The organism is Mesohalobacter halotolerans (genome assembly GCF_006120725.1).
Classification (GTDB): Bacteria; Bacteroidota; Bacteroidia; order Flavobacteriales; family Flavobacteriaceae; genus Psychroflexus; species Psychroflexus halotolerans.
This window is the reverse complement of record NZ_SWMU01000002.1, coordinates 489,064-509,327: the sequence shown is the minus strand read 5'-3', so window position 1 is coordinate 509,327 and position 20,264 is coordinate 489,064. Positions and strand designations below refer to the sequence as shown.

Sequence of the window (20,264 nt, the reverse complement as noted above, 5' to 3'; positions counted from 1 at the left end):
CGTCAAATTGTCAAATCGTCAAATTGTCAAATCGTCAAATTGTCAAATCGTCAAATTGTCAAATCGTCAAATTCTCAAACTAAACTACTGTCCTCTGAAAAATATTACGGTAGAAATCGCTTTGACGAAAATCCTAAAGTCTAAGTAAAGACTCCTTTATTTGATGTAATACAAATCGTATTGTAATTTTTCTAACGCATCATCTTCAGAGCTTGCATATTTGGCATTAACTTGAGCCCAACCTGTCAGACCGGGTTTAATAATATGTCTGGTTTCGTAAAACGGTATTTATCTTTAAGTTTTCTATAAATTCTGGACGCTCAGGTCTTGGACCAATAAGTCCCATGTCACCTTTAAATATATTGATAAACTGAGGTAATTCATCAATTCTGGTTTTCCTTAAAATCTTTCCAAATTTGGTAATGCACGCATCATTTTTTTTAGTCCACTTAGCACCTTCGTTTTCAGCATCTTTTACCATAGTTCTCAATTTAAATATTTTGAAAACTTTAGATTTTTGGTCAACTATATTTTGTGTATAAAACAAAGGACCTCGATTAAAAAACAGATTAATAATCACTATAAAGGGAAGTAAAAGTAACATTATAAGCAGACCAATCAAGCTTAAAGCTACATCAAAAGCTCGACAAAGCATTAGGTATAATTTGTTTTGGTTACTTCTGCTGAATGGGAAATAACAATAAAAATCATTTTCAATATCTTTTAGTAAAATCCAATTAGTGATGTCTTCGTATATTTTTGAATAAGGACGTTTAGGAATACCTTCTTTTAGCAAGGGTGTCAGGCTTTTGTAAAGATCTTGATCCACACCTTTATATGAATTGGCCACAATTATTTCACCAATATTGAGTTCGTTGACTAATGTTTTTATTTGTGAAATTTTATAACGCCTCACCGGTGATGTTTTTTGATCAGCACAAGAGTCTATATAACCTTCGATTCTTAGGTTTTGATCAAATTTTGTAAGCTCTTCAACAATCTGATTAATATCGTAATTGTGACCTACAAATAATACTTTTTTATAAAATCTAGGAGAAGTAATAAAAGAAATATATGAAAATCGCCATAAAGTAAGCAAAACAATACATCCAGCTATTAGATGAAAAATAAGCAGCCGATTGGAAGGCAGCACTGGAGTAATGTATGGCGTTAAAAGATAAAGTAATGTCGTTGTAAAAACACTTAAAATAATACCTTTAAAACGGTAAATCTCGATTCTGACTTCTTTAACACATAAAGTTCAAAAACAGTCCCAAATATTAAAAAATAACTCAAGTAAACGCATACCCATAACCAAAAATAATCGCTAAAGTAAATGTAAGTCTTGTCAAAAATGTAGTTGAGAGAAAAAATATATACACCTATAATCAAGACGCCAAATATCCTGAGCAACAATTTGCGTTCAGACATTTCAAAATGAAAAGGGGTATTATTTGACATTACTTTTTATTTTCAAAAATAACCAATATGTTTATTTCTAATGAATTCAACTTACTTATTGGCTATTTATTGCTAATTTAGTTTGGTATTAAATTATATTACTGATGCAGTCAACTCAGACCCCATTTTCTCAGCAGGAGCTCTTGCCTCAAGAAGAAATGCTTGAAATATCAAGGACTAAAAGTGAAATGCTCATTGGTTTACCCAAAGAAACATCAGATGGTGAAAAACGCATATGTTTGACACCGGATTCTGTACAAGCCCTTACGGCCAATGGTCATAAAGTCTATGTAGAACGTAATGCTGGTGAGTATGCAGGATTTTCAGATCGCGATTATAGTGAGGCTGGCGTCACTATTTGTTCAAAAAAAGAAGATATATTTTCGTGCCCGATTGTTTTAAAAGTCTCACCACCGAGTTTGGATGAAATTAAGATGCTCAATCCACAATCTATTTTAATTTCTGCACTTCAACTGAAAATGCGAAAAAAATCTTATTTTCAAAAATTAGCAGAAAAGCGCGCCACGGCCTTAGCCTTTGAATTTATCAAGGACGAACACGGCGGTTCACCTGCTGTGAGAGCGCTTAGTGAAATCGCAGGAACTTCTTCAATTCTTATAGCTTCCGAAATATTGTCAAGTGCAAAGTTTGGAAATGGACTTATGTTTGGTAATACCAGTGGTGTTCCACCAACAGAAGTAGTAATTTTAGGTGCAGGAACGGTTGGTGAATACGCCGCAAGAGCATCCCTCGGTTTAGGCGCAAATGTCAAAGTTTTTGATAGTTCATTGACTAAATTAAGATGTATTCAAGCTCAACTCAATCAGCAAATTTATACCTCGACTTTACAACCTAAAAATTTAATTAAAGCCCTAAAGCGAACTGATGTTTTAATTGGTGCAGTGAGAGGAATAAATCGCTCACCTGTGCTAGTGACCGAAAATATGGTTAAAAAGATGAAAAAAGGGGCTGTCATCATTGATATCAGTATCGATATGGGAGGATGTGTAGAAACAACTGAAATTACTTCACACGAAAATCCTGTTGTTATAAAACACGATGTTATACATTATGGGGTTCCCAATATTCCATCGCGCTATGCAAGAACATCATCTGTTTCAATAAGTAATATGTTTACACCTTACCTCTTAGATATTGGAGAAAAAGGCGGTCTTGAAAATACCTTAAGATTTGATACAGGTCTCAGAAATGGATTGTATTTTTATCACGGTGTTTTGACCAGTAAATCGGTAGCCAACTGGTTTGATTTGTCATATCGCGACCCCAATCTTTTGATTTTTTAAAATATGAGTCTCAAAAAACGTTTACTATACTTTGCTATAGGTCTATCAATCGGCCTTGTGTTTGTTAAAATTATTTTTGATAAGAAAGATGTGAGTTTTGATTATTTTCCAAATGATAGGGTCTTGAAAACATTACGCACAAAACAAAGAAATTTTGACGATAAGGCTTTAATTTTCTTTCGAGAACACACTATAGACACTTCACTCATAGAAGAATTCTTAACGAGTAGTGATGTTAATTTTAAAAAAAGTCAACAGCGTAAAAAGCCCTGTAGTTTTTATCAAATTGAAGCAAAGCATCAAAACGATCTGCTTGCAATTCAAGTAAAAAATTGTGATACTTTAGTGACAATTCAAAATGCATTTAAAATTAATGAGAAATAATTTAAAAAAATGATTCCTTTGTTTATGTTTGTTTAAAAGTTTGTGTTATGAAACGCATTATCGTTGACTATAAAAAACTCACGCCGGAAATACTTTCGTTGCTGGTAGAAAAATATCCTGACGGATATGATGATAAGCATATCATCAAATTTAAAAATGCAAAAAATGAAAGCATTGAAGCCGTAGAAGTCCGAACTGAAGACACTATTTATCTAGTCAAAATCAGCAAAAAACTAGAAGTCAGTATGGCGGACTTTGATATCGACGATTACGAAGACGATGATTTTAATGAAAATATTGTCGATATTCAAAACAGAGAAGAGGAAAGTCTCGATGATTAACCCCTAAATTTATACTTTCCTATTATATATTGGTTTTCAAAAAAATAATTGTAATTTTGCAATCCTTTAGAGCAAGTGGATTCTAAATGGAAATTTTAATCAATGTATAAATCCTTCTGTTTGAATGCATAAATCCACGACAAACAGGATACAAATTTTAATCAGCAATGGCTGAAGATACTAAACAAGAAACGCAACAAAAAGTTGCAGAAGACACTCAAAACGAAGCCAAACAGGCTTCAACTTCTGAAGACACTCAGACAACAGAAGTAAAACCTAATCCACAACAAGACCAACCTAAAGAATTTTTAGAAAATTTTGATTGGCATCGTTACGAAGAAGGAATAGAAGAAGTTGATGACGAAAAGCTAGAAAAATTTGAACAGCTTGTTGAAGAAAACTTTGTTGAAACTTTAGATAACGAAGTCGTACAAGGAAAGGTCATTAATATCACAGAAGAAGACGCTATTATTGACATCAACGCAAAAAGTGAAGGCGTTATTTCTTTAAACGAATTCCGATACAACCCCGATCTTAAAGTCGGTGACACTGTAGATGTGCTCATCGATGTTAGAGAAGATGCTGAAGGACAATTGATTTTATCTCACCGTAAAGCTCGAGTTATAAGAGCTTGGGAACGCGTGAACAAAGCCCATGAAGACGGTACAATCGTTTCAGGTCATGTTGTATGCAGAACCAAAGGTGGTATGATCGTCGATGTGTTTGGCATTGAAGCGTTCTTACCTGGTTCTCAAATCGATGTTAAGCCAATTAGAGATTACGATGCTTACGTCGGTAAAGAAATGGAATTTAAAGTGGTTAAGATCAACCACGAATTTAAGAACATCGTTGTTTCTCATAAAGCGCTTATCGAAGCTGATATTGAAGAACAAAAGAAAGAAATCATTGGCCAATTAGAAAAAGGTCAAGTCTTAGAAGGTGTCGTCAAAAATATCACCTCTTACGGTGTATTTGTTGATCTCGGTGGTGTAGACGGATTAATCCACATTACTGACTTATCTTGGTCTAGAATTAACCATCCAAATGAAGTTTTAGATCTTGATGAAAAACTCAACGTTGTCATTTTAGATTTTGATGAAGATAAAACAAGAATTCAACTTGGTTTAAAACAATTAAGCAAGCATCCTTGGGAAGCTCTTGATGAAAACCTCAAGGCTGGTGATACCGTAAAGGGTAAAGTTACTGTACTAGCTGATTATGGTGCATTTGTTGAAGTCGAAGAAGGCGTTGAAGGTTTAATTCACGTCTCTGAAATGTCTTGGAGTACACACCTACGCTCTGCTCAGGATTTTGTGAATGTTGGTGATGAAGTTGAAGCCAAAATATTATCTCTAGACAGAGAAGAGCGTAAAATGTCATTGGGAATCAAGCAAATGACACCAGATCCATGGACAGATATTACCTCTAAATATCCTGTAGGTTCTAAACACAAAGGAACTGTTAGAAACTTTACTAACTTTGGTGTATTTGTAGAACTTGAGGAAGGAATCGACGGATTGATTTATATCTCTGATCTGTCTTGGACAGAAAAAATAAAACACCCGTCAGAATTCTGTAAAGTTGGAGACGAACTTGAAGTTGTTGTTTTAGAACTTGATGTTGAAGACCGTAAACTAAGTTTAGGTCATAAACAGACCAAAACAAATCCATGGGATAAATATGCTAAAGATTTTGCAGTAGGGACTAAACACAAAGCAGAATTAACAGAAATCGTAGATAAAGGAGCAACGATAGATTTTAATGATGATGTCACTGCTTTTGTTCCAAACCGTCACCTTGAAAAAGAAGTTGGTTCTAAGTTGAAAAAAGGTGAAGAAGCAGAATTTATCATTATAGAATTCAATAAGGAATTTAAACGTGTAGTCGCTTCTCATACCTCAGTTCATAAAAAAGAAGAAGAGAAAATTGTAAAAGAAGCTGCAGCTAAAGCTAAAGATGAGGATAACAAAACAACTCTTGGTGATGCCAATGCTCAATTACAAGCCTTAAAAGATAAGATGAATGAAGACAAATAATTAGATCTCAATCTTATCATCTTAATTTAACCGCCTCAATCATTGAGGCGGTTTTTTTATAGATGATGATTAAGGTCATAGAATTTACCTTTAAGACATATCTAATCTAAAGCTTTCAATTTTGTATGTTAAAATTTAAGCTTTAATTGAGCAGATATAGGTTTTGATGCATGTAAAGAGTCCTTTTCAGTATTAAGGTTAGATAAGCTTATACCAATTAATCTTACAGAGTCTTTCAATTTTTCTTGATAGAGTAAATCTTTAGTTTTTTCAAAAATTAATTCTTCAGATGAAATATACAATTTTAAAGTTTTACTCCTTGTTTGGACTTCAAAGTTTGAATATTTAATTTTTAATGTAATGGTTTTACCAGCAACATCTTGTTTTTTCATTCGTTTTGCTACTTCATGAGCAATTTGTTTCAAACGCTCAGATAAAAAAACTTCAGAGCTAATATTATCGCTAAAGGTACGCTCTGCACCTAAGGATTTTCGAGTACGTTCAGCTTTTACCGGACTGTTATGAATACCTCTGGACACTAAATAATAGTATTTACCACTTTTGCCAAAATGTTCCTTTAGAAACCCCAATGACTTTTCTTTTAAATCTTTACCCGTAAATATACCAAGCCGATACATTTTTTCCTGAGTAACTTTACCAACACCGTAAAAGAACCTTACATCGAGCTGTTCTATAAATTCCTCTACTTCTTCTGGTAGGATTGTCTTTTGACCATTAGGTTTATTGATATCGCTGGCCACTTTAGCTAAAAACTTATTGATAGAAATACCTGCAGAGGCATTGAGTCCCACTTGAGATTTTATTTTACGACGAATTTCTTCAGCAATTTTGCTCGCACTGGGTTGTCCTTTTTTGTTATGTGTGACATCAAGATAAGCCTCATCTAAAGATAGAGGTTCAACCAAATCGGTATATTCAAAAAAAATGCGTCTGATGCGTTGAGAAAGTTTCTTATAGCGGTCAAACCTTGGTTTGACAAATATGAGGTCAGGACAAAGCTTAGTTGCTTTAAACCCACTCATCGCGCTTTTTACCCCAAATTTTCGGGCTTCATAACTCGCAGCAGCAACAACGCCTCGCTTTGAATTTCCACCCACAGCAATCGCTTTATCTTGTAAATCAGGATTGTCCATTTGCTCTACTGAAGCATAGAACGCATCCATATCGACGTGGATAATTTTGCGATGGGTGAGTTTGAGTGGCATCTAACAAAAATAGTATTTATGCAACGATTATCTCACGCAAAGTCGCAGAGACGCAAAGTTTTTGAAATAATTTAATCTCTCTTCAGCTTCTTGTATTTAATGCGTTTTGGCATGGTGTCGCCCAAACGTTTTGTTTTATTGTCTTCGTATTCACTGTAGCTCCCTTCAAAGAAATAAACTTCAGAATTGCCTTCAAAGGCTAAAATATGCGTACAGATCCGGTCTAAAAACCAACGGTCGTGAGAAATGATCACCGCACAGCCGGCAAAATTTTCCAAGCCTTCTTCAAGGGCACGTAAGGTGTTTACATCCAAATCGTTTGTAGGCTCGTCGAGCAAAAGCACGTTACCTTCTTCTTTTAAAGCCATGGCCAAATGCAATCTATTGCGTTCTCCTCCGGAAAGCTTGCTAACAGTTTTGTTTTGTTCGCTACCTCCAAAATTAAATCGACTTAAGTAAGCTCGAGCGTTCACTTTTTGATTGCCCATCATGATTAAATCCTGTCCATCAGCAAAGTTTTCGTAAATACTTTTATCGGGATTAATATTGGAATGGGCTTGATCTACATAGGCAATTTTTGCGGTTTCACCGACGTTAAACGTACCTGCATCAGGTTTAACTTCGCCCATAATCATTTTGAAAATGGTGGTTTTACCAGCACCATTTGGCCCTACAATCCCAACTATTCCTGCTTGTGGTAATTTAAAATTTAAATCGTCATATAGTAATTTGTCTCCATAAGCTTTTTTGACACCTTTAGCTTCAATCACGTTAGTTCCTAATCGCGGACCATTGGGAATGTAGATTTCCAGTTTTTCATCCAACTTCTTTTGATCCTGACTGGCGAGTTTGTCGTAATTTTTTAAACGGGCTTTTTGTTTAGTTTGTCTGCCTTTAGGTGACATTTTTGCCCATTCTAACTCGCGTTCAAGCGTTTTTTGACGTTTACTGGCTTGCTTTTGTTCGTCGGCCAAACGTTTAGATTTTTGCTCTAACCATGATGAATAATTGCCTTTAAACGGAATGCCTTCGCCACGGTCAAGCTCTAAAATCCAACCCGCGACATTGTCTAAGAAATACCTGTCGTGAGTCACCGCAATGACAGTGCCTTTATATTGTTGCAAATGTTGCTCTAGCCAATGTACCGATTCGGCATCTAAGTGGTTGGTGGGTTCATCGAGAAGCAATACATCAGGCTCTTTTAACAATAATCGGCAAAGCGCAACACGACGTCTTTCACCACCAGATAAGACGCTGATTTTTTTATCAGCATCAGGTGTGCGTAAAGCATCCATAGCGACTTCGAGTTTGTGATCGAGTTCCCAAGCATTTGTTGCATCAATTTTATCTTGTAGTTTGGCTTGTTGACCCATCAACTTTTCCATTTTATCAGGGTCAGAATAGACTTCTTCTAAGCCAAACATATCGTTGATTTTGTTATATTCATCAAGGATTTCAGTGATTTCAGAAACCCCTTCTTTAACGACTTCCATTACGGTCTTGTCTTCGTCAAGTTCGGGTTCTTGTTCGAGAAGACCAACAGAGTAGTCTTGTGAAAACACCACGTCACCAGAAAAGTTTTTGTCTTGGCCCGCTATTATTTTAAGTAATGTAGATTTTCCTGAACCGTTTAGGCCAAGAATACCAATTTTAGCACCATAAAAGAAACTGAGATAAATATTTTTTAGTACAGGGGTTTGTGCACCCTGAAAGGTTTTACTGACTCCAGACATGGAGAAAATCACTTTTTTATCGTCTGACATTTGATGTGTTTTTAAAGTAGAATTCTTATTAATTTAGCCCCACAAATGTAAGGTTTTTTCAGGATTTTTAGATGATTAACTAAACTGTAAAGTGATTTTTTAAACATCAAGCAATTAAGAGAAATAAGAATTCATCCACTTAATAATCCTTAAATTCTTAATGGTTTTTACTCTGAGCTTAGTAAAGCTTAAAAGGGTTCCAAAATAAGCGCAGACCGGCATACTCGCAAAACCATGGGTGCTGAAACGCAAGGTGAATTTTTAAATAATAAGACATTAAGAGAGTTAAGAATTCACGCCACATTTTGCTTCATACCTTAATGGTTTTTTCATATGAGTCAAAAACAAAAAAAGGGCTTTACTCAATTAAAACCCTTTTGATTTGTTCATTTATATAATCTAATTACTTGACTAAAAAACCATAGTTTTTAGCATAGTCCAGCATTTGTGCTGTAAAGCTTTCTGGCTGGGTCACTTTTACTTCAGTAATGTTACCAACATCATCAGTCTCAGGGACTAAAACCGGATTGACGAAACCGCTGTAAGGTTTAGATTTAAATTGACTATTTCTATCTAATACTTCTTTGTGTATATCTTGATCGATTTTCACCCCGTAATTTTCTACTAAATTTTTAGCGGCTTCATAGTCGCCCTCAGACTTAATGCGTTGTGTTTCTCTCAAGAGCTGTCCAAAAAGCGTTCTTAGTTTTTGGTAATCTATAATGTTGTAATAAGTCTTACCATTTTTTGTCAGTTTTTCAATGACATTGTCAGCTTCACCTTTTTCGTAAACCCATGCACTTACCCAAAAACGGTTTCTCATGTGGGCTTCTTCGACATCTTTACCTAAATCGATTCTTACAAATTGTGTCATGAGCCCGTTTCTGATGTAGTCATCATAAGCCGCCATGCCCAATTTTTCAGCATTGTCAGTTAAGCCTATTTCTTCTAATTTTTTATCCATTAAAAAATAAAGTCCAACTAAGTCTGCACGACCTTCTTCAAGGGTTGACGCGTAACTTTTTAAAGTTTCTTTTGTAGTGCCTACACCAGGGTTAAGTTGTCCTGAAGCGTGTCCAACCACTTCGTGAAGTGCAGTGTGGAGTTTGTCTGCCACTGCGCTGTATTGTTTATGTAAAGCAATTTCAGTAGAATCGTGTGCAAACTCTTCTAGTCTTCCTGAAGACCCGGCATTTTCGTATGCACGGATAATATTACCAAGCGATACTGACTTGCTACCATGTTCTTTTCTAATCCAACTGGAATTGGGTAAGTTAACACCTATTGGTGTGGCTGGCGACGCATCACCGGCTTCACCGGCAACATTAACGGTTTTGTAGCTCACGCCAACAACCTTGTCTTTTTTATGCTCATCCATAATGGTAGAATTATCTTCAAACCATTGCACATTGTTCTCCAGAACACTCATTTTTGCAGACATGTCAAAATCCTTAATTTCGACAATAGTTTCATAAGACCCACGATAACCCAAAGGGTCATTATAGACTTCAATGAAGGAGTTGATGTAGTCAATCTCACCTTCAGTAGCTTCTACCCAAGCAACATTGTATTCGTCCCAAGTTTTCAAATCACCGGTTTTGTAATAGTCTATTAAAAGTTCAAGCCCTTTTGCTTGTTTTTCATTTTCGGCTACACCCTTGGCTTTTTCTAACCATTTGATAATTTCTTTGATGGCATTGTGGTACATGCCATTCAGTTTCCAGGTTTTTTCTACTAACTGGCCGTTTTCTTTAACCAGTTTAGAATTTAAACCAAAAGCTAAAGGCTTGTCAGGATTGGGTTGTTGCATGTTTTTATAAAAATTTTCGACTTCCTCGGCAGTCACATCGTCGCCATAAAAGTTAGTTGCAGAGCCTTTCAGCAGTCCTTTAGATTTGTCAAGATTAACTTTTTTAGCATCTTCATCGTTGAATAAAACAGCTACAATCTCTGAATCTAATTTAGTATTGGTTTCATTTAAAAGTGTATTAAAATAATCTTGAGAAAACTCGGGCATCATTTTATCCATAGAGTAGTGGTGATGAATGCCATTGGCAAACCAGACACGTTTGAGGTAAGTTTCAAATGCACTCCAGTTTTCTGAAGTTTTATCACCTTCGTATGTGGTGTAGATTTTTTCAAGCGCTTGTCTAATGTCAAGGTTGTGTTTGTAGTTTTGATCCCAGATGATGTCTCTGCCGCTTAAACCAGCTTGAGTTAAATAATACACAAGTTTTTTATCGTTTAAGCTGAGTTGATCCCAGCCCGGAATTTCATATTTAAGGACTTGAATGTCTGCAAAGTCATCGACTCTTGATGAAGCTTCTTCTGTTTGTGGACTTGTTGTTGCTTCTGCTTGTTTAGGCTCTTTTTTACAACTTAAAAGAAGTGAAAAGCTTAACAAAAGAATCCAATATTTTTTAATCATGATGTATAGATTTTGTTTGTTTCAAAGATAAGGTTTTTGATTTTGGTAAATGTATAATTTTAAATAAGCTGACTTTTGAGTATTTATATAAGTTCAAATTAACACCAATCAATGGCATATAAATTTCTACAGACTAAAACTGATCCTATCTGTTGTTTAAGAATATGAATATATTTAGATTTGTTCAAAACTTTAGAAAAATGATTAATACTGATAAAATCAATAGTTTAAAGCAAAGAGTCACTGCCCTAAAACAATATCTTTGACTTAGACGCTAAAAAAGTTGAAATATCCAATAAAGAAGAAAAAACTTTAGTGCCAGGCTTTTGGGATGATTCTCAGAAAGCACAAGAGTTGATGCAGGAGATCAATGATCTTAAGTTATGGGTTGAAGATTTTAATAAAGTTAAGCTACAGCTCGAAGAGCTTGAAGTTTTGCAAGAGTTTCTCGAAGATGGCGAAACGACTGAAAGTGAAGTAGAGAAGCAGTATGAAAAAGCCATAGACAGTCTTGAAGATTTAGAGTTTAAAAACATGCTTTCCGGTCAGAGTGATAAACTTACAGCGGTTTTACAAATCACAGCTGGTGCAGGTGGTACGGAAAGTTGTGACTGGGCAGAAATGCTTATGCGTATGTATATGCGATGGTCAGAGCGAAAAGGCTTTAAAATGAAAGAGCTCAACTATCAAGAAGGCGATGTTGCAGGCATTAAAACCGTAAGTATAGAAATCCAAGGCGACTACGCATTTGGTTGGCTTAAAGGTGAAAATGGGGTTCACCGTTTAGTCCGTATTTCACCATTTGATAGTAATGCTAAGCGGCATACCTCTTTTGCTTCAGTATACGTGTATCCGCTTGTCGATAAGAGTATTAATATTGACATTAATCCTGCTGATATTAAATGGGATTTTGCACGCTCTAGTGGTGCAGGTGGTCAAAATGTTAATAAGGTAGAGACCAAGGCAATTTTGACACATCACCCCACCGGAATTGTGGTGATTAATTCAGAAACAAGGTCCCAACTTGAAAATCGTGAAAAAGCCATGCAAATGTTGAAATCTCAATTGTATGAAATCGAATTGCAAAAGCAACAAGCTGAGCGTGCTGAAATTGAGTCAGATAAAAAAGCCATAGAATGGGGTTCGCAAATTAGAAACTATGTCATGCATCCCTATAAACTAGTAAAAGACGTAAGAACAAATCATGAAACTGGAAACGTTGATCGCGTGATGGACGGAGAAATTGACGACTTTCTAAAAGCTTACTTAATGATGATGGGACAACCTGAAAAGTCAGATGAGCTTTGATTTATAGTTAATGGGTTTACAGTTTTATGAAAAAAAGAGTTTAAAGTTTATGAGCTTACCAGTCTAAAAATGTAAGATTTCATAAATAAAAATATGAAATCTCGAACAAAAAACCAGAAGTCAAAACCTCAAAAGACATCAAAGGAACAAAGTCTTCATTCGAAAACTTTAAAAAAATAACCAACAATATTCCACCAACACTTAACTTATAAATATCTTTAACCCCAAAATTACAATTATGAATATATTTTCAATAACCTGGGATCCACCATTGGGCATAGATTTAGGTGTTTTTACACTTAGATTTTACAGCTTGATGTTTCTCATTGCCTTTGTATCGGGCTGGTATTTGATGAAAGCCATCTACAAAAACGAAGGTTTGTCTATGGATAAACTAGATAAAGTTTTAATTTATACTGTCATAGGAACTTTGTTAGGCGCAAGATTAGGCCATGTGATTTTTTATCAACCGGAGTTGTTTACTCAGGATTTTTTATCTGTTTTTCTGCCATTTCAATTTGTACCAACTTTCAAGTTTACGGGATTTGCAGGTTTAGCCAGTCATGGCGCTGCTATTGGAATTGCGACTGCCATGTATTTTTATTCAAAAAAAGTACTACAAAAAAATATATTTTGGGTGCTAGATCGTATTGTGATTCCAGTTTCCTTTGGCGGTGTTTTTGTTAGAATTGGTAACTTTTTAAACTCAGAAATTATTGGAAAACCTACCAATTCAGACTACGGGGTGATTTTTAAAAAATTAGGTGAAGATTTTGCTCGGCATCCCTCTCAACTATATGAATCTGGTTGTTATTTGCTATTGTTTGTCTTTCTTTATTACTTGTATTGGAAAACCAATATTTCTAAAAAATTAGGCATGCTTTTCGGTATTTTTTTCACCTTATTGTGGTCGATTCGTTTTGTGGTTGAATATTCTAAAGAACCTCAAGTTGCAGAGCGTGCTGACTGGGTGATTAATACAGGGCAATTGTTGAGTTTACCAATGATTGTTATTGGTATTGTGATCATTTACGTCAGTCAACTAAAAGCAAAATCCAATGAAGATTTTTAAATTTAGCGTTCTGGTTTTTTTATGTCTATTTTTTGCTTGCAAAAACAACAAAGACAAAACCGTAAAACCTATAGAAATTACGTTTGAAAAGGAAGGTGAATTGTATTTTATTGATAAAAATGATACTATAAAAACTATAGCTATTGAACTTGCAAAAAGCGATTACGAACAGCAAACAGGTTTGATGCACCGATCGTCTATGGAAATGGATCAAGGCATGTTGTTTATGTATCAAGATGAACGACCACGTCCGACGTTTTATATGAAGAATACTCAAATTCCTTTAGATTTGATTTATATTAATGCTGAAAAGCAAATCGTTGAAATCAATAAAAATGCTCAACCCTACAATGAAAATCCCATTCGAGCGGAACAACCGGCTCAATATGTTTTGGAAGTCAATGCGGGGTTTGTTAATCAATATAAACTGTCTGACAGTTTAAGTGTAGAGTTTAAAATTTTAAAACAATGAAAAAATTAGTTGTATTAATTTCTGTTTTTTCAGCGCTTTCCTGTGCTGAATTACAAAGTGTTGCTGAAACTGTTCTCGAAGAAAACGCAGAAATTACCGAATCGCAAATTGGTTCGGCTTTGAAAGAAGCTTTATTAAATGGTGTTGAGCATCAGGTCACAAAATTGTCATCTCAAGATGGGTTTTATAACAATGAAATGGTTAAAATATTGTTGCCTGAAGAATTACAAAAGGTAGATAATACCTTGCGTAAGATAGGTTTAGGAGACTTAGCTGATGAAGGATTAAAGTTGATGAACGATGCAGCTTCTGACGCAGTAAAAGAAGCTACACCCATATTTGTCAATGCTGTAAAAGACATGACGTTTCAAGACGCTAAACAGATTTTAATGGGTGATAGTCAAGCCGCTACCCAATATCTTCAGCAAAAGACAACAGATGAGCTTTATCAAAAATTTTATCCCCAAGTAGAACAGTCGCTCGGAAAGGTTGGAGCCAATCAAATATGGACGACAGCCATTAACAAATACAATACTTTACCTTTAACAGAAGATGTTGAGCCTAATTTATCTGAATATGTCACTCAACAAGCCCTTGAAGGCGTATTTACAATGATAGCCGTTGAAGAAACCAAAATACGTAACGATATCAATGCCAGAACCTCTGACTTATTGAAAAGGGTTTTTAGATTACAGGATTAGGGTTGGGTTATGAGTCGTTAGTCATTCGTCTACAATCTATAGTCTTAAATCTCACACCTACAATCTAACTTCTCAAATCAGATTTTCTATTTTTCAGCAAGTCGTTTTGTTCTTGCATTAAATTTTTTAGATCAGAAAGCAATTCAATATCTTTAGGTGTGACCACGCTGACGTCATTTATATCCTGTGCTTTTTTTCGTAAGCGGTTCATAAACTTTACGATGATAAATACCACTACGCCTATGACAAAAAAGTCTAACAAAGCTTCAAATAAAGCCCCATAAGCAATAGCGACTTCAGCTGATATAATTTCTCCATTACTATTAATGAATGCTTCTCTTAGAACTATTTTTTTATCGCTTAATTTCACACCTTCGGTAAGCAGTGATAGTGGTGGCATTAAAATCTGTTTAACCAAAACATCGACTACCGCATTAAAAGCAACGCCAATAATTATACCGATAGCCATATCCATCATATTTCCTTTTACGGCAAATTCTTTGAATTCTTTGATGAGTTTCATATGTATTGAATTTAGTTTAGTTAGTCTAAATCATTACCTTTAGTTTGGCATAAAGGATTGAAAATATTTCAAAAATTTAAAATAGGGTATAGTTTTAAATTAATGAAATCAAAATACTAAATAAAAAAATCACTTATCAATTCTCAACAAGCCTATCTTCTCTCGGATCACCAACAATATTAACATTGATGATTTTATCGGCTTTGATGAGTTTTCGATGACTTTTACTGGCTAAATTTCTGATATAGACCTTTTTGCCATGTTTGTGATATCTTTCGGTTAACTTATTTAAAGCTTCAATAGCCGACATGTCTGCGACACGACTTTCAGAAAAATCTATCATAACTTCCTCAGGATCGTTTGCGACATCAAATTTGGAATTAAATACAGCTGTCGATGCAAAAAATAATGGACCAAATATTTCATAATGTTTTACACCAGATTCGTCAATATACTTTCGAGCTCTAATTCGTTTTGAGTTTTCCCAAGCAAAAACCAAAGCTGCAATAATAACGCCTACCACAACTGCAAGTGCTAAATTGTGTAGAAAAACAGTCACTAAAGTCACTAACACCATCACTACGATATCAGATTTTGGAAATTTATTGAAGGTTCTCAAACTAGCCCATTCAAAAGTTCCAACAGCTACCATAATCATCAGACCTGTTAAGGCTGCCATAGGTAATTGTTCGATTAAACTCGACCCAAACAGCACAAAAGCCAACAAAAAAATTGAAGCTACAATCCCAGACAATCTTGCTCTGGCACCGTTAGACACGTTAATTAAACTCTGTCCTAACATGGCGCAACCACCCATACCGGAAAATAAACCTGACAACATGTTTGCTGCACCTTGAGCCATAGATTCTCTATTACTTTTTCCTCGTGTTTCTGTGATTTCATCCACAATATTTAGCGTCAATAAACTTTCTATCAAACCCACACCAGCAACAATAGCGGCATAAGGTAAAATCAACATAAATGTTTCCCAGGAGTAAGCAATATCGGGAATGTTAAACGGTGGAAAACCACCTTTGATTGATGCAATATCGCCAACGGTTTTGGTATCAATGCCAAAAAAGACCACAATGCCAAACACTGCAAGTATAGCCATTAAGGAGGCAGGAACCACTTTTGTAAGTTTGGGTAAACCCCAAATAATCAGCATAGTTAATAGCACTAAACCTAAAATAATATAAAGTGACTGTCCTGTAAGCCATTGACCACTCGCATCTTTAAATTGGTCGAGCTGTGACATAAAAATGATAATTGCCAAGCCATTCACAAATCCAAATATTACCGGATGTGGCACCAGTCGCATGAGTTTACCAAGTTTGAGGAGTCCAGCTAAGAATTGAATGATTCCGGCTAAAATCACGGTAGCAAAAACATATTCCACACCATGCGTTTTGGCTAGAGCTACAATGACAACAGCAACAGCTCCAGTTGCCCCAGAAATCATGCCTGGACGACCACCAAAAATAGAAGTGACTAAGCCCATGACAAAAGCGGCATAAAGACCAGTAAGCGGCGATAAGCCAGCAATTAATGCAAAAGCCACCGCCTCAGGGACTAAAGCTAAAGCGACGGTTAAACCCGATAAGACTTCGGTTTTATAATTTACTTTTTGTTGAAAATCAAAGAGGTGTAAATATGATTTCATAAATTGATAAAAATAAGCGCGCAAAATTAAGCTTTATTACTGAAGAGAAAAGGCTTTGTTGTTTTATTTAAATATTAAAGTTTAGGCAAAAGATGATATGAATCAATTCCATTAGAAATAAAGTTTAATTTGGTATAATTTCATTAATTTCGCAAACTTTACGATTAAATCAGCATTATGGGCAAAAGCTTTCCGGAATATCAAGGCTTGAATTTGGTAGAAACTGCCAATGACATATTGGCGTATTGGCAAAAACATGATATTTTTAAAAAAAGTGTTGACCAAAAACCAGAAGACAAACCTTTTATCTTTTTTGAAGGCCCGCCATCTGCAAATGGTTTACCTGGAATTCACCATGTCATGGCAAGAACTATCAAAGATATTTTTTGCCGATACAAAACCCAAAAAGGTTATCGTGTAGATCGAAAAGCCGGTTGGGATACGCATGGCTTACCTGTAGAATTAAGCGTTGAAAAAGAACTAGGTATTACCAAGGAAGATATTGGTAAAAAAATATCGGTAGAAGACTATAACGCCGCATGCAAAAAAACCGTCATGCGTTATACTGATGTTTGGAACGACTTGACCAAAAAAATTGGCTATTGGGTAGATATGGATAATCCGTATATCACATACACGCCAAAATATATGGAGAGCGTTTGGTGGCTGCTAGCTCAAATCTATAATAAAGGTTTGATTTACAAAGGCTACACCATCCAGCCTTATTCACCAAAAGCAGGAACAGGTTTAAGTTCTCACGAACTCAACCAACCCGGGACTTATCAGGATGTATCAGACACAACGGTTACCGCTCAATTTAAAGCAGTTAAAGACACTTTGCCCGAAAGCCTTAAGACATTCAAGGGTGATATTTTCTTTTTGGCTTGGACAACCACACCATGGACGTTACCAAGTAATACAGCGCTGACCGTTGGTAAAAAAATAAATTACGTTGCTGTAAAAACCTTTAATCAATATACATTTAAACCAATCACGGTAATTATTGCAAAAGATTTAGTGTCAAAAGAATTTGGCAAAAAGTTTGTTGCCGTAGATGATGAGCAAAAGCTATCTGAGTTTAAATCAACTGATAAAAAAATCCCGTATTTTATCACAAAGGCTTTTAAAGGAGAAGATTTATTAGAAATAAAATACGAACAACTTTTACCTTATGCCAAACCTTATCACAATCCGGAGAATGCCTTTAGGGTAATTGCCGGAGATTTCGTTACGACTGAAGATGGAACAGGTATTGTTCACACCGCACCGACCTTTGGTGCAGACGATGCCATGGTGGCTAAACAAGCGCAGCCTGAAGTGCCAGGATTACTTGTTAAAGATGAGCAAGATAATCTCGTGCCATTGGTGGATTTAAAAGGAAAATTTAGACCTGAGATGGGCGAGTTTGCTGGAAAATATGTCAAAAATGAGTATTACGAAGACGGAAAAGCCCCTGAAAAGTCTACAGATGTTGAAATAGCGATTAAATTAAAAGAAGAAAACAAAGCCTTTAAAGTCGAAAAATACCTTCACTCATATCCCAATTGCTGGCGAACAGACAAGCCTATCTTGTATTATCCCTTAGATTCCTGGTTTATCAAAGTTACTGAGTTTAAAGACAAAATGGTTGAACTCAATAATACCATCAATTGGAAACCCAAATCTACAGGCGAAGGCCGTTTTGGCAACTGGCTCGCCAATGCCAATGATTGGAACTTATCCCGCTCGCGTTATTGGGGAATACCATTACCGATATGGCGAACAGAAGATGGCAAAGCAGAAAAAATTATTGATTCCATTTCTACATTAAAACAAGAAATAGACAAATCAGTAGAAGCCGGTATAATGCAAGAAAATCCTTTTGCTGATTTTAAGGTTAATGACTTTTCAGATGAAAATTATGCCGATGTCGATATTCACAAAAATATAGTTGATGACGTTATATTAGTCTCAGATCAAGGCGAACCGATGAAGCGAGAACCCGATTTAATTGATGTTTGGTTTGATTCCGGTTCAATGCCGTATGCACAATGGCATTATCCTTTTGAAAACACCAAAGAAGTTGAAAACAAAAAAAAGACCGCCGATTTTATAGCTGAAGGTGTTGACCAAACAAGAGGTTGGTTTTATACGCTTCACGCCATCGCTACACTAGTTTTTGAAGATGTGGCATATAAAAATGTGGTTTCTAATGGATTGGTTCTTGACAAAAACGGACAAAAGATGTCTAAACGTCTCGGTAATGCTGTAGATCCATTTGAAACTTTAAAAACTTACGGACCTGATGCTACACGATGGTATATGATTAGCAATGCCAATCCTTGGGATAATCTCAAATTTGACTTGAACGGCATAGGAGAAGTGCAACGTAAATTTTTTGGAACGCTTTACAATACCTATTCATTCTTTACATTGTATGCTAACATTGACAACTTTCAATATGAAGAAGTCGATGTTTTTCTCGAGCAAAGACCGGAAATAGACCGTTGGATTTTATCTGAATTGCATACGCTGATTCAAGATGTTGATGCGTTTTATGCAGATTATGAACCGACTAAGGCCACCAGAGCCATTTCAGATTTTGTGCAAGAAAATTTATCAAATTGGTATGTCAGATTAAGCCGAAGACGTTTTTGGAAAGGCGATTACGAACAGGATAAAATTTCTGCCTACCAAACACTTTTCACGTGTTTATTAGATATTTCAAAATTAATTGCCCCTGTAGCACCGTTTTTTGCAGATAGACTTTACCAGGACTTGACTTCGGTTTTAGATAAAGACGTTCCAGAAAGTGTGCATTTAGCAGATTTTCCAAAAGCTGATACTTCTATGATTAATAAATCTCTAGAAGAAAAAATGCATACAGCACAAATCATTTCATCTTTAGTTTTATCCTTACGGAAAAAAGAAAAAATTAAAGTGAGACAGCCTTTAAAACGTATAATGATACCCGTATTAGATCAAAATTTTAAAGCCGATGTTGAAGCTGTAGCAGACTTAATTAAATCTGAAGTTAATGTCAAAACCATCGAATTTATTGATGATACTTCTGATTTACTCATTAAAAGCATAAAACCAAACTTTAAAGTTTTAGGACCAAAATACGGTAAAGACATGAAGTTTGCTGTTAAAGCTGTAAATCAATTGACTAAATCTGATATTGCAAAAATTGAAAGCGATGGTCAGATTGAAGTTGAAATTAATGGCAACCCTGAAACCTTAAGTATTGATGAAGTTGAAATTACCTCACAAGACATAGAAGGTTGGTTAGTCGCTTCTCAAAATAATATTACAGTTGCTTTAGACATACATATCGACGAAAAACTTAAAAATGAAGGTATTGCGAGAGAATTGGTCAACAGAATTCAAAACCTACGCAAAGATTCTGATTTAAACGTGACGGATCATATCGATATTAGTATTCAGAATGATAACAATATCATAAACGCTGTAGAAGAAAATTTAACGTATATCAAGAGAGAAACTTTAACTGAAAACATTATTTTTGCAGACCAAATCAAAAACGGAAGAGAAATTGAATTTGACGATGTGCATACCGTTATAACATTAAAAAAGAAATAG

The 20,264-nt window shown here is 35.4% G+C and carries 16 protein-coding genes; 9 read left to right on the top strand and 7 right to left on the bottom strand.

The annotated features are described in order from the left end of the window. Positions 1-156: 156 nt before the first annotated feature. A complete protein-coding gene (locus tag FCN74_RS12345) occupies positions 157-249 on the bottom strand; it encodes a hypothetical protein (RefSeq protein WP_317128774.1) in 93 nt (30 codons plus the stop codon). A 7-nt stretch (positions 250-256) separates the two neighbouring features. Continuing rightward, positions 257-1,099: a sugar transferase gene (locus tag FCN74_RS12340; protein WP_317128771.1), complete on the bottom strand. Its 843-nt coding sequence runs from the start codon at positions 1,097-1,099 to the stop codon at positions 257-259. 466 nt (positions 1,100-1,565) lie between these two features. Here FCN74_RS12340 and FCN74_RS06895 point away from each other — a divergent pair, with 466 nt between their 5' ends. The 4 genes from FCN74_RS06895 (at position 1,566) to rpsA (ending at position 5,526) form a co-directional block, all read left to right on the top strand. Next, positions 1,566-2,765 (top strand): alanine dehydrogenase, encoded by a 1,200-nt coding sequence (locus FCN74_RS06895; protein WP_138931852.1) that lies wholly within the window; start codon positions 1,566-1,568, stop codon positions 2,763-2,765. Between the two features lie 3 nt (positions 2,766-2,768). Next, a complete protein-coding gene (locus FCN74_RS06890; protein WP_138931851.1) occupies positions 2,769-3,149 on the top strand; it encodes a DUF4258 domain-containing protein in 381 nt (126 codons plus the stop codon). 47 nt (positions 3,150-3,196) lie between these two features. Next, positions 3,197-3,490, top strand: coding sequence for a hypothetical protein (locus FCN74_RS06885; RefSeq protein ID WP_138931850.1), 294 nt, complete (start codon positions 3,197-3,199; stop codon positions 3,488-3,490). Between the two features lie 167 nt (positions 3,491-3,657). Further along, positions 3,658-5,526, top strand: coding sequence for a 30S ribosomal protein S1 (gene rpsA, locus FCN74_RS06880; RefSeq protein WP_138931849.1), 1,869 nt, complete (start codon positions 3,658-3,660; stop codon positions 5,524-5,526). A gap of 128 nt (positions 5,527-5,654) precedes the next feature. Here rpsA and dinB read toward each other — a convergent pair whose 3' ends face one another. The 3 genes from dinB to FCN74_RS06865 form a co-directional block, all read right to left on the bottom strand. After that, positions 5,655-6,752, bottom strand: coding sequence for a DNA polymerase IV (dinB, locus tag FCN74_RS06875; RefSeq protein WP_138931848.1), 1,098 nt, complete (start codon positions 6,750-6,752; stop codon positions 5,655-5,657). A gap of 71 nt (positions 6,753-6,823) precedes the next feature. Next, a complete protein-coding gene (gene ettA / locus FCN74_RS06870; protein WP_138931847.1) occupies positions 6,824-8,515 on the bottom strand; it encodes an energy-dependent translational throttle protein EttA in 1,692 nt (563 codons plus the stop codon). A 403-nt stretch (positions 8,516-8,918) separates the two neighbouring features. Then, on the bottom strand, positions 8,919-10,943 hold the full coding sequence (locus FCN74_RS06865; RefSeq protein ID WP_138931846.1) for a dipeptidyl-peptidase 3 family protein: 2,025 nt from the start codon (positions 10,941-10,943) through the stop codon (positions 8,919-8,921). Between the two features lie 200 nt (positions 10,944-11,143). On the opposite strand from FCN74_RS06865, the gene prfB reads away from it, so the two are divergent. The 4 genes from prfB to FCN74_RS06845 all read left to right on the top strand — a co-directional run bounded on the left by prfB (position 11,144) and on the right by FCN74_RS06845 (position 14,496). Next, a protein-coding gene (prfB, locus tag FCN74_RS06860) for a peptide chain release factor 2 (RefSeq protein ID WP_138931944.1) occupies positions 11,144-12,251 on the top strand; the annotation gives its coding sequence in 2 pieces (ribosomal slippage) (positions 11,144-11,206 and positions 11,208-12,251; 1,107 coding nt in all). Between the two features lie 238 nt (positions 12,252-12,489). Further along, the gene (lgt, locus tag FCN74_RS06855) at positions 12,490-13,323 is read left to right on the top strand and encodes a prolipoprotein diacylglyceryl transferase (RefSeq protein ID WP_138931845.1); all 834 of its coding nucleotides are present in this window, start codon (positions 12,490-12,492) and stop codon (positions 13,321-13,323) included. Beyond that, positions 13,310-13,795, top strand: coding sequence for a DUF192 domain-containing protein (locus tag FCN74_RS06850; protein ID WP_138931844.1), 486 nt, complete (start codon positions 13,310-13,312; stop codon positions 13,793-13,795). The genes lgt and FCN74_RS06850 overlap by 14 nt, the downstream gene beginning before the upstream one ends. Then, positions 13,792-14,496, top strand: a complete 705-nt coding sequence (locus FCN74_RS06845; protein WP_138931843.1) for a DUF4197 domain-containing protein — start codon at positions 13,792-13,794, stop codon at positions 14,494-14,496. Before FCN74_RS06850 ends, FCN74_RS06845 begins: the two co-directional genes overlap by 4 nt. Before the next feature lie 64 nt (positions 14,497-14,560). Here the strand turns inward: FCN74_RS06845 and mscL are convergent, their stop codons facing one another. Both mscL and FCN74_RS06835 read right to left on the bottom strand, forming a co-directional pair. Beyond that, a complete protein-coding gene (gene mscL, locus FCN74_RS06840; RefSeq protein ID WP_138931842.1) occupies positions 14,561-15,019 on the bottom strand; it encodes a large conductance mechanosensitive channel protein MscL in 459 nt (152 codons plus the stop codon). Between the two features lie 136 nt (positions 15,020-15,155). Beyond that, positions 15,156-16,682 (bottom strand): SulP family inorganic anion transporter, encoded by a 1,527-nt coding sequence (locus FCN74_RS06835; protein ID WP_138931841.1) that lies wholly within the window; start codon positions 16,680-16,682, stop codon positions 15,156-15,158. Between the two features lie 177 nt (positions 16,683-16,859). Between FCN74_RS06835 and ileS the strand changes: the two genes are divergently transcribed. After that, positions 16,860-20,264, top strand: a complete 3,405-nt coding sequence (gene ileS / locus FCN74_RS06830) for an isoleucine--tRNA ligase (protein WP_138931840.1) — start codon at positions 16,860-16,862, stop codon at positions 20,262-20,264.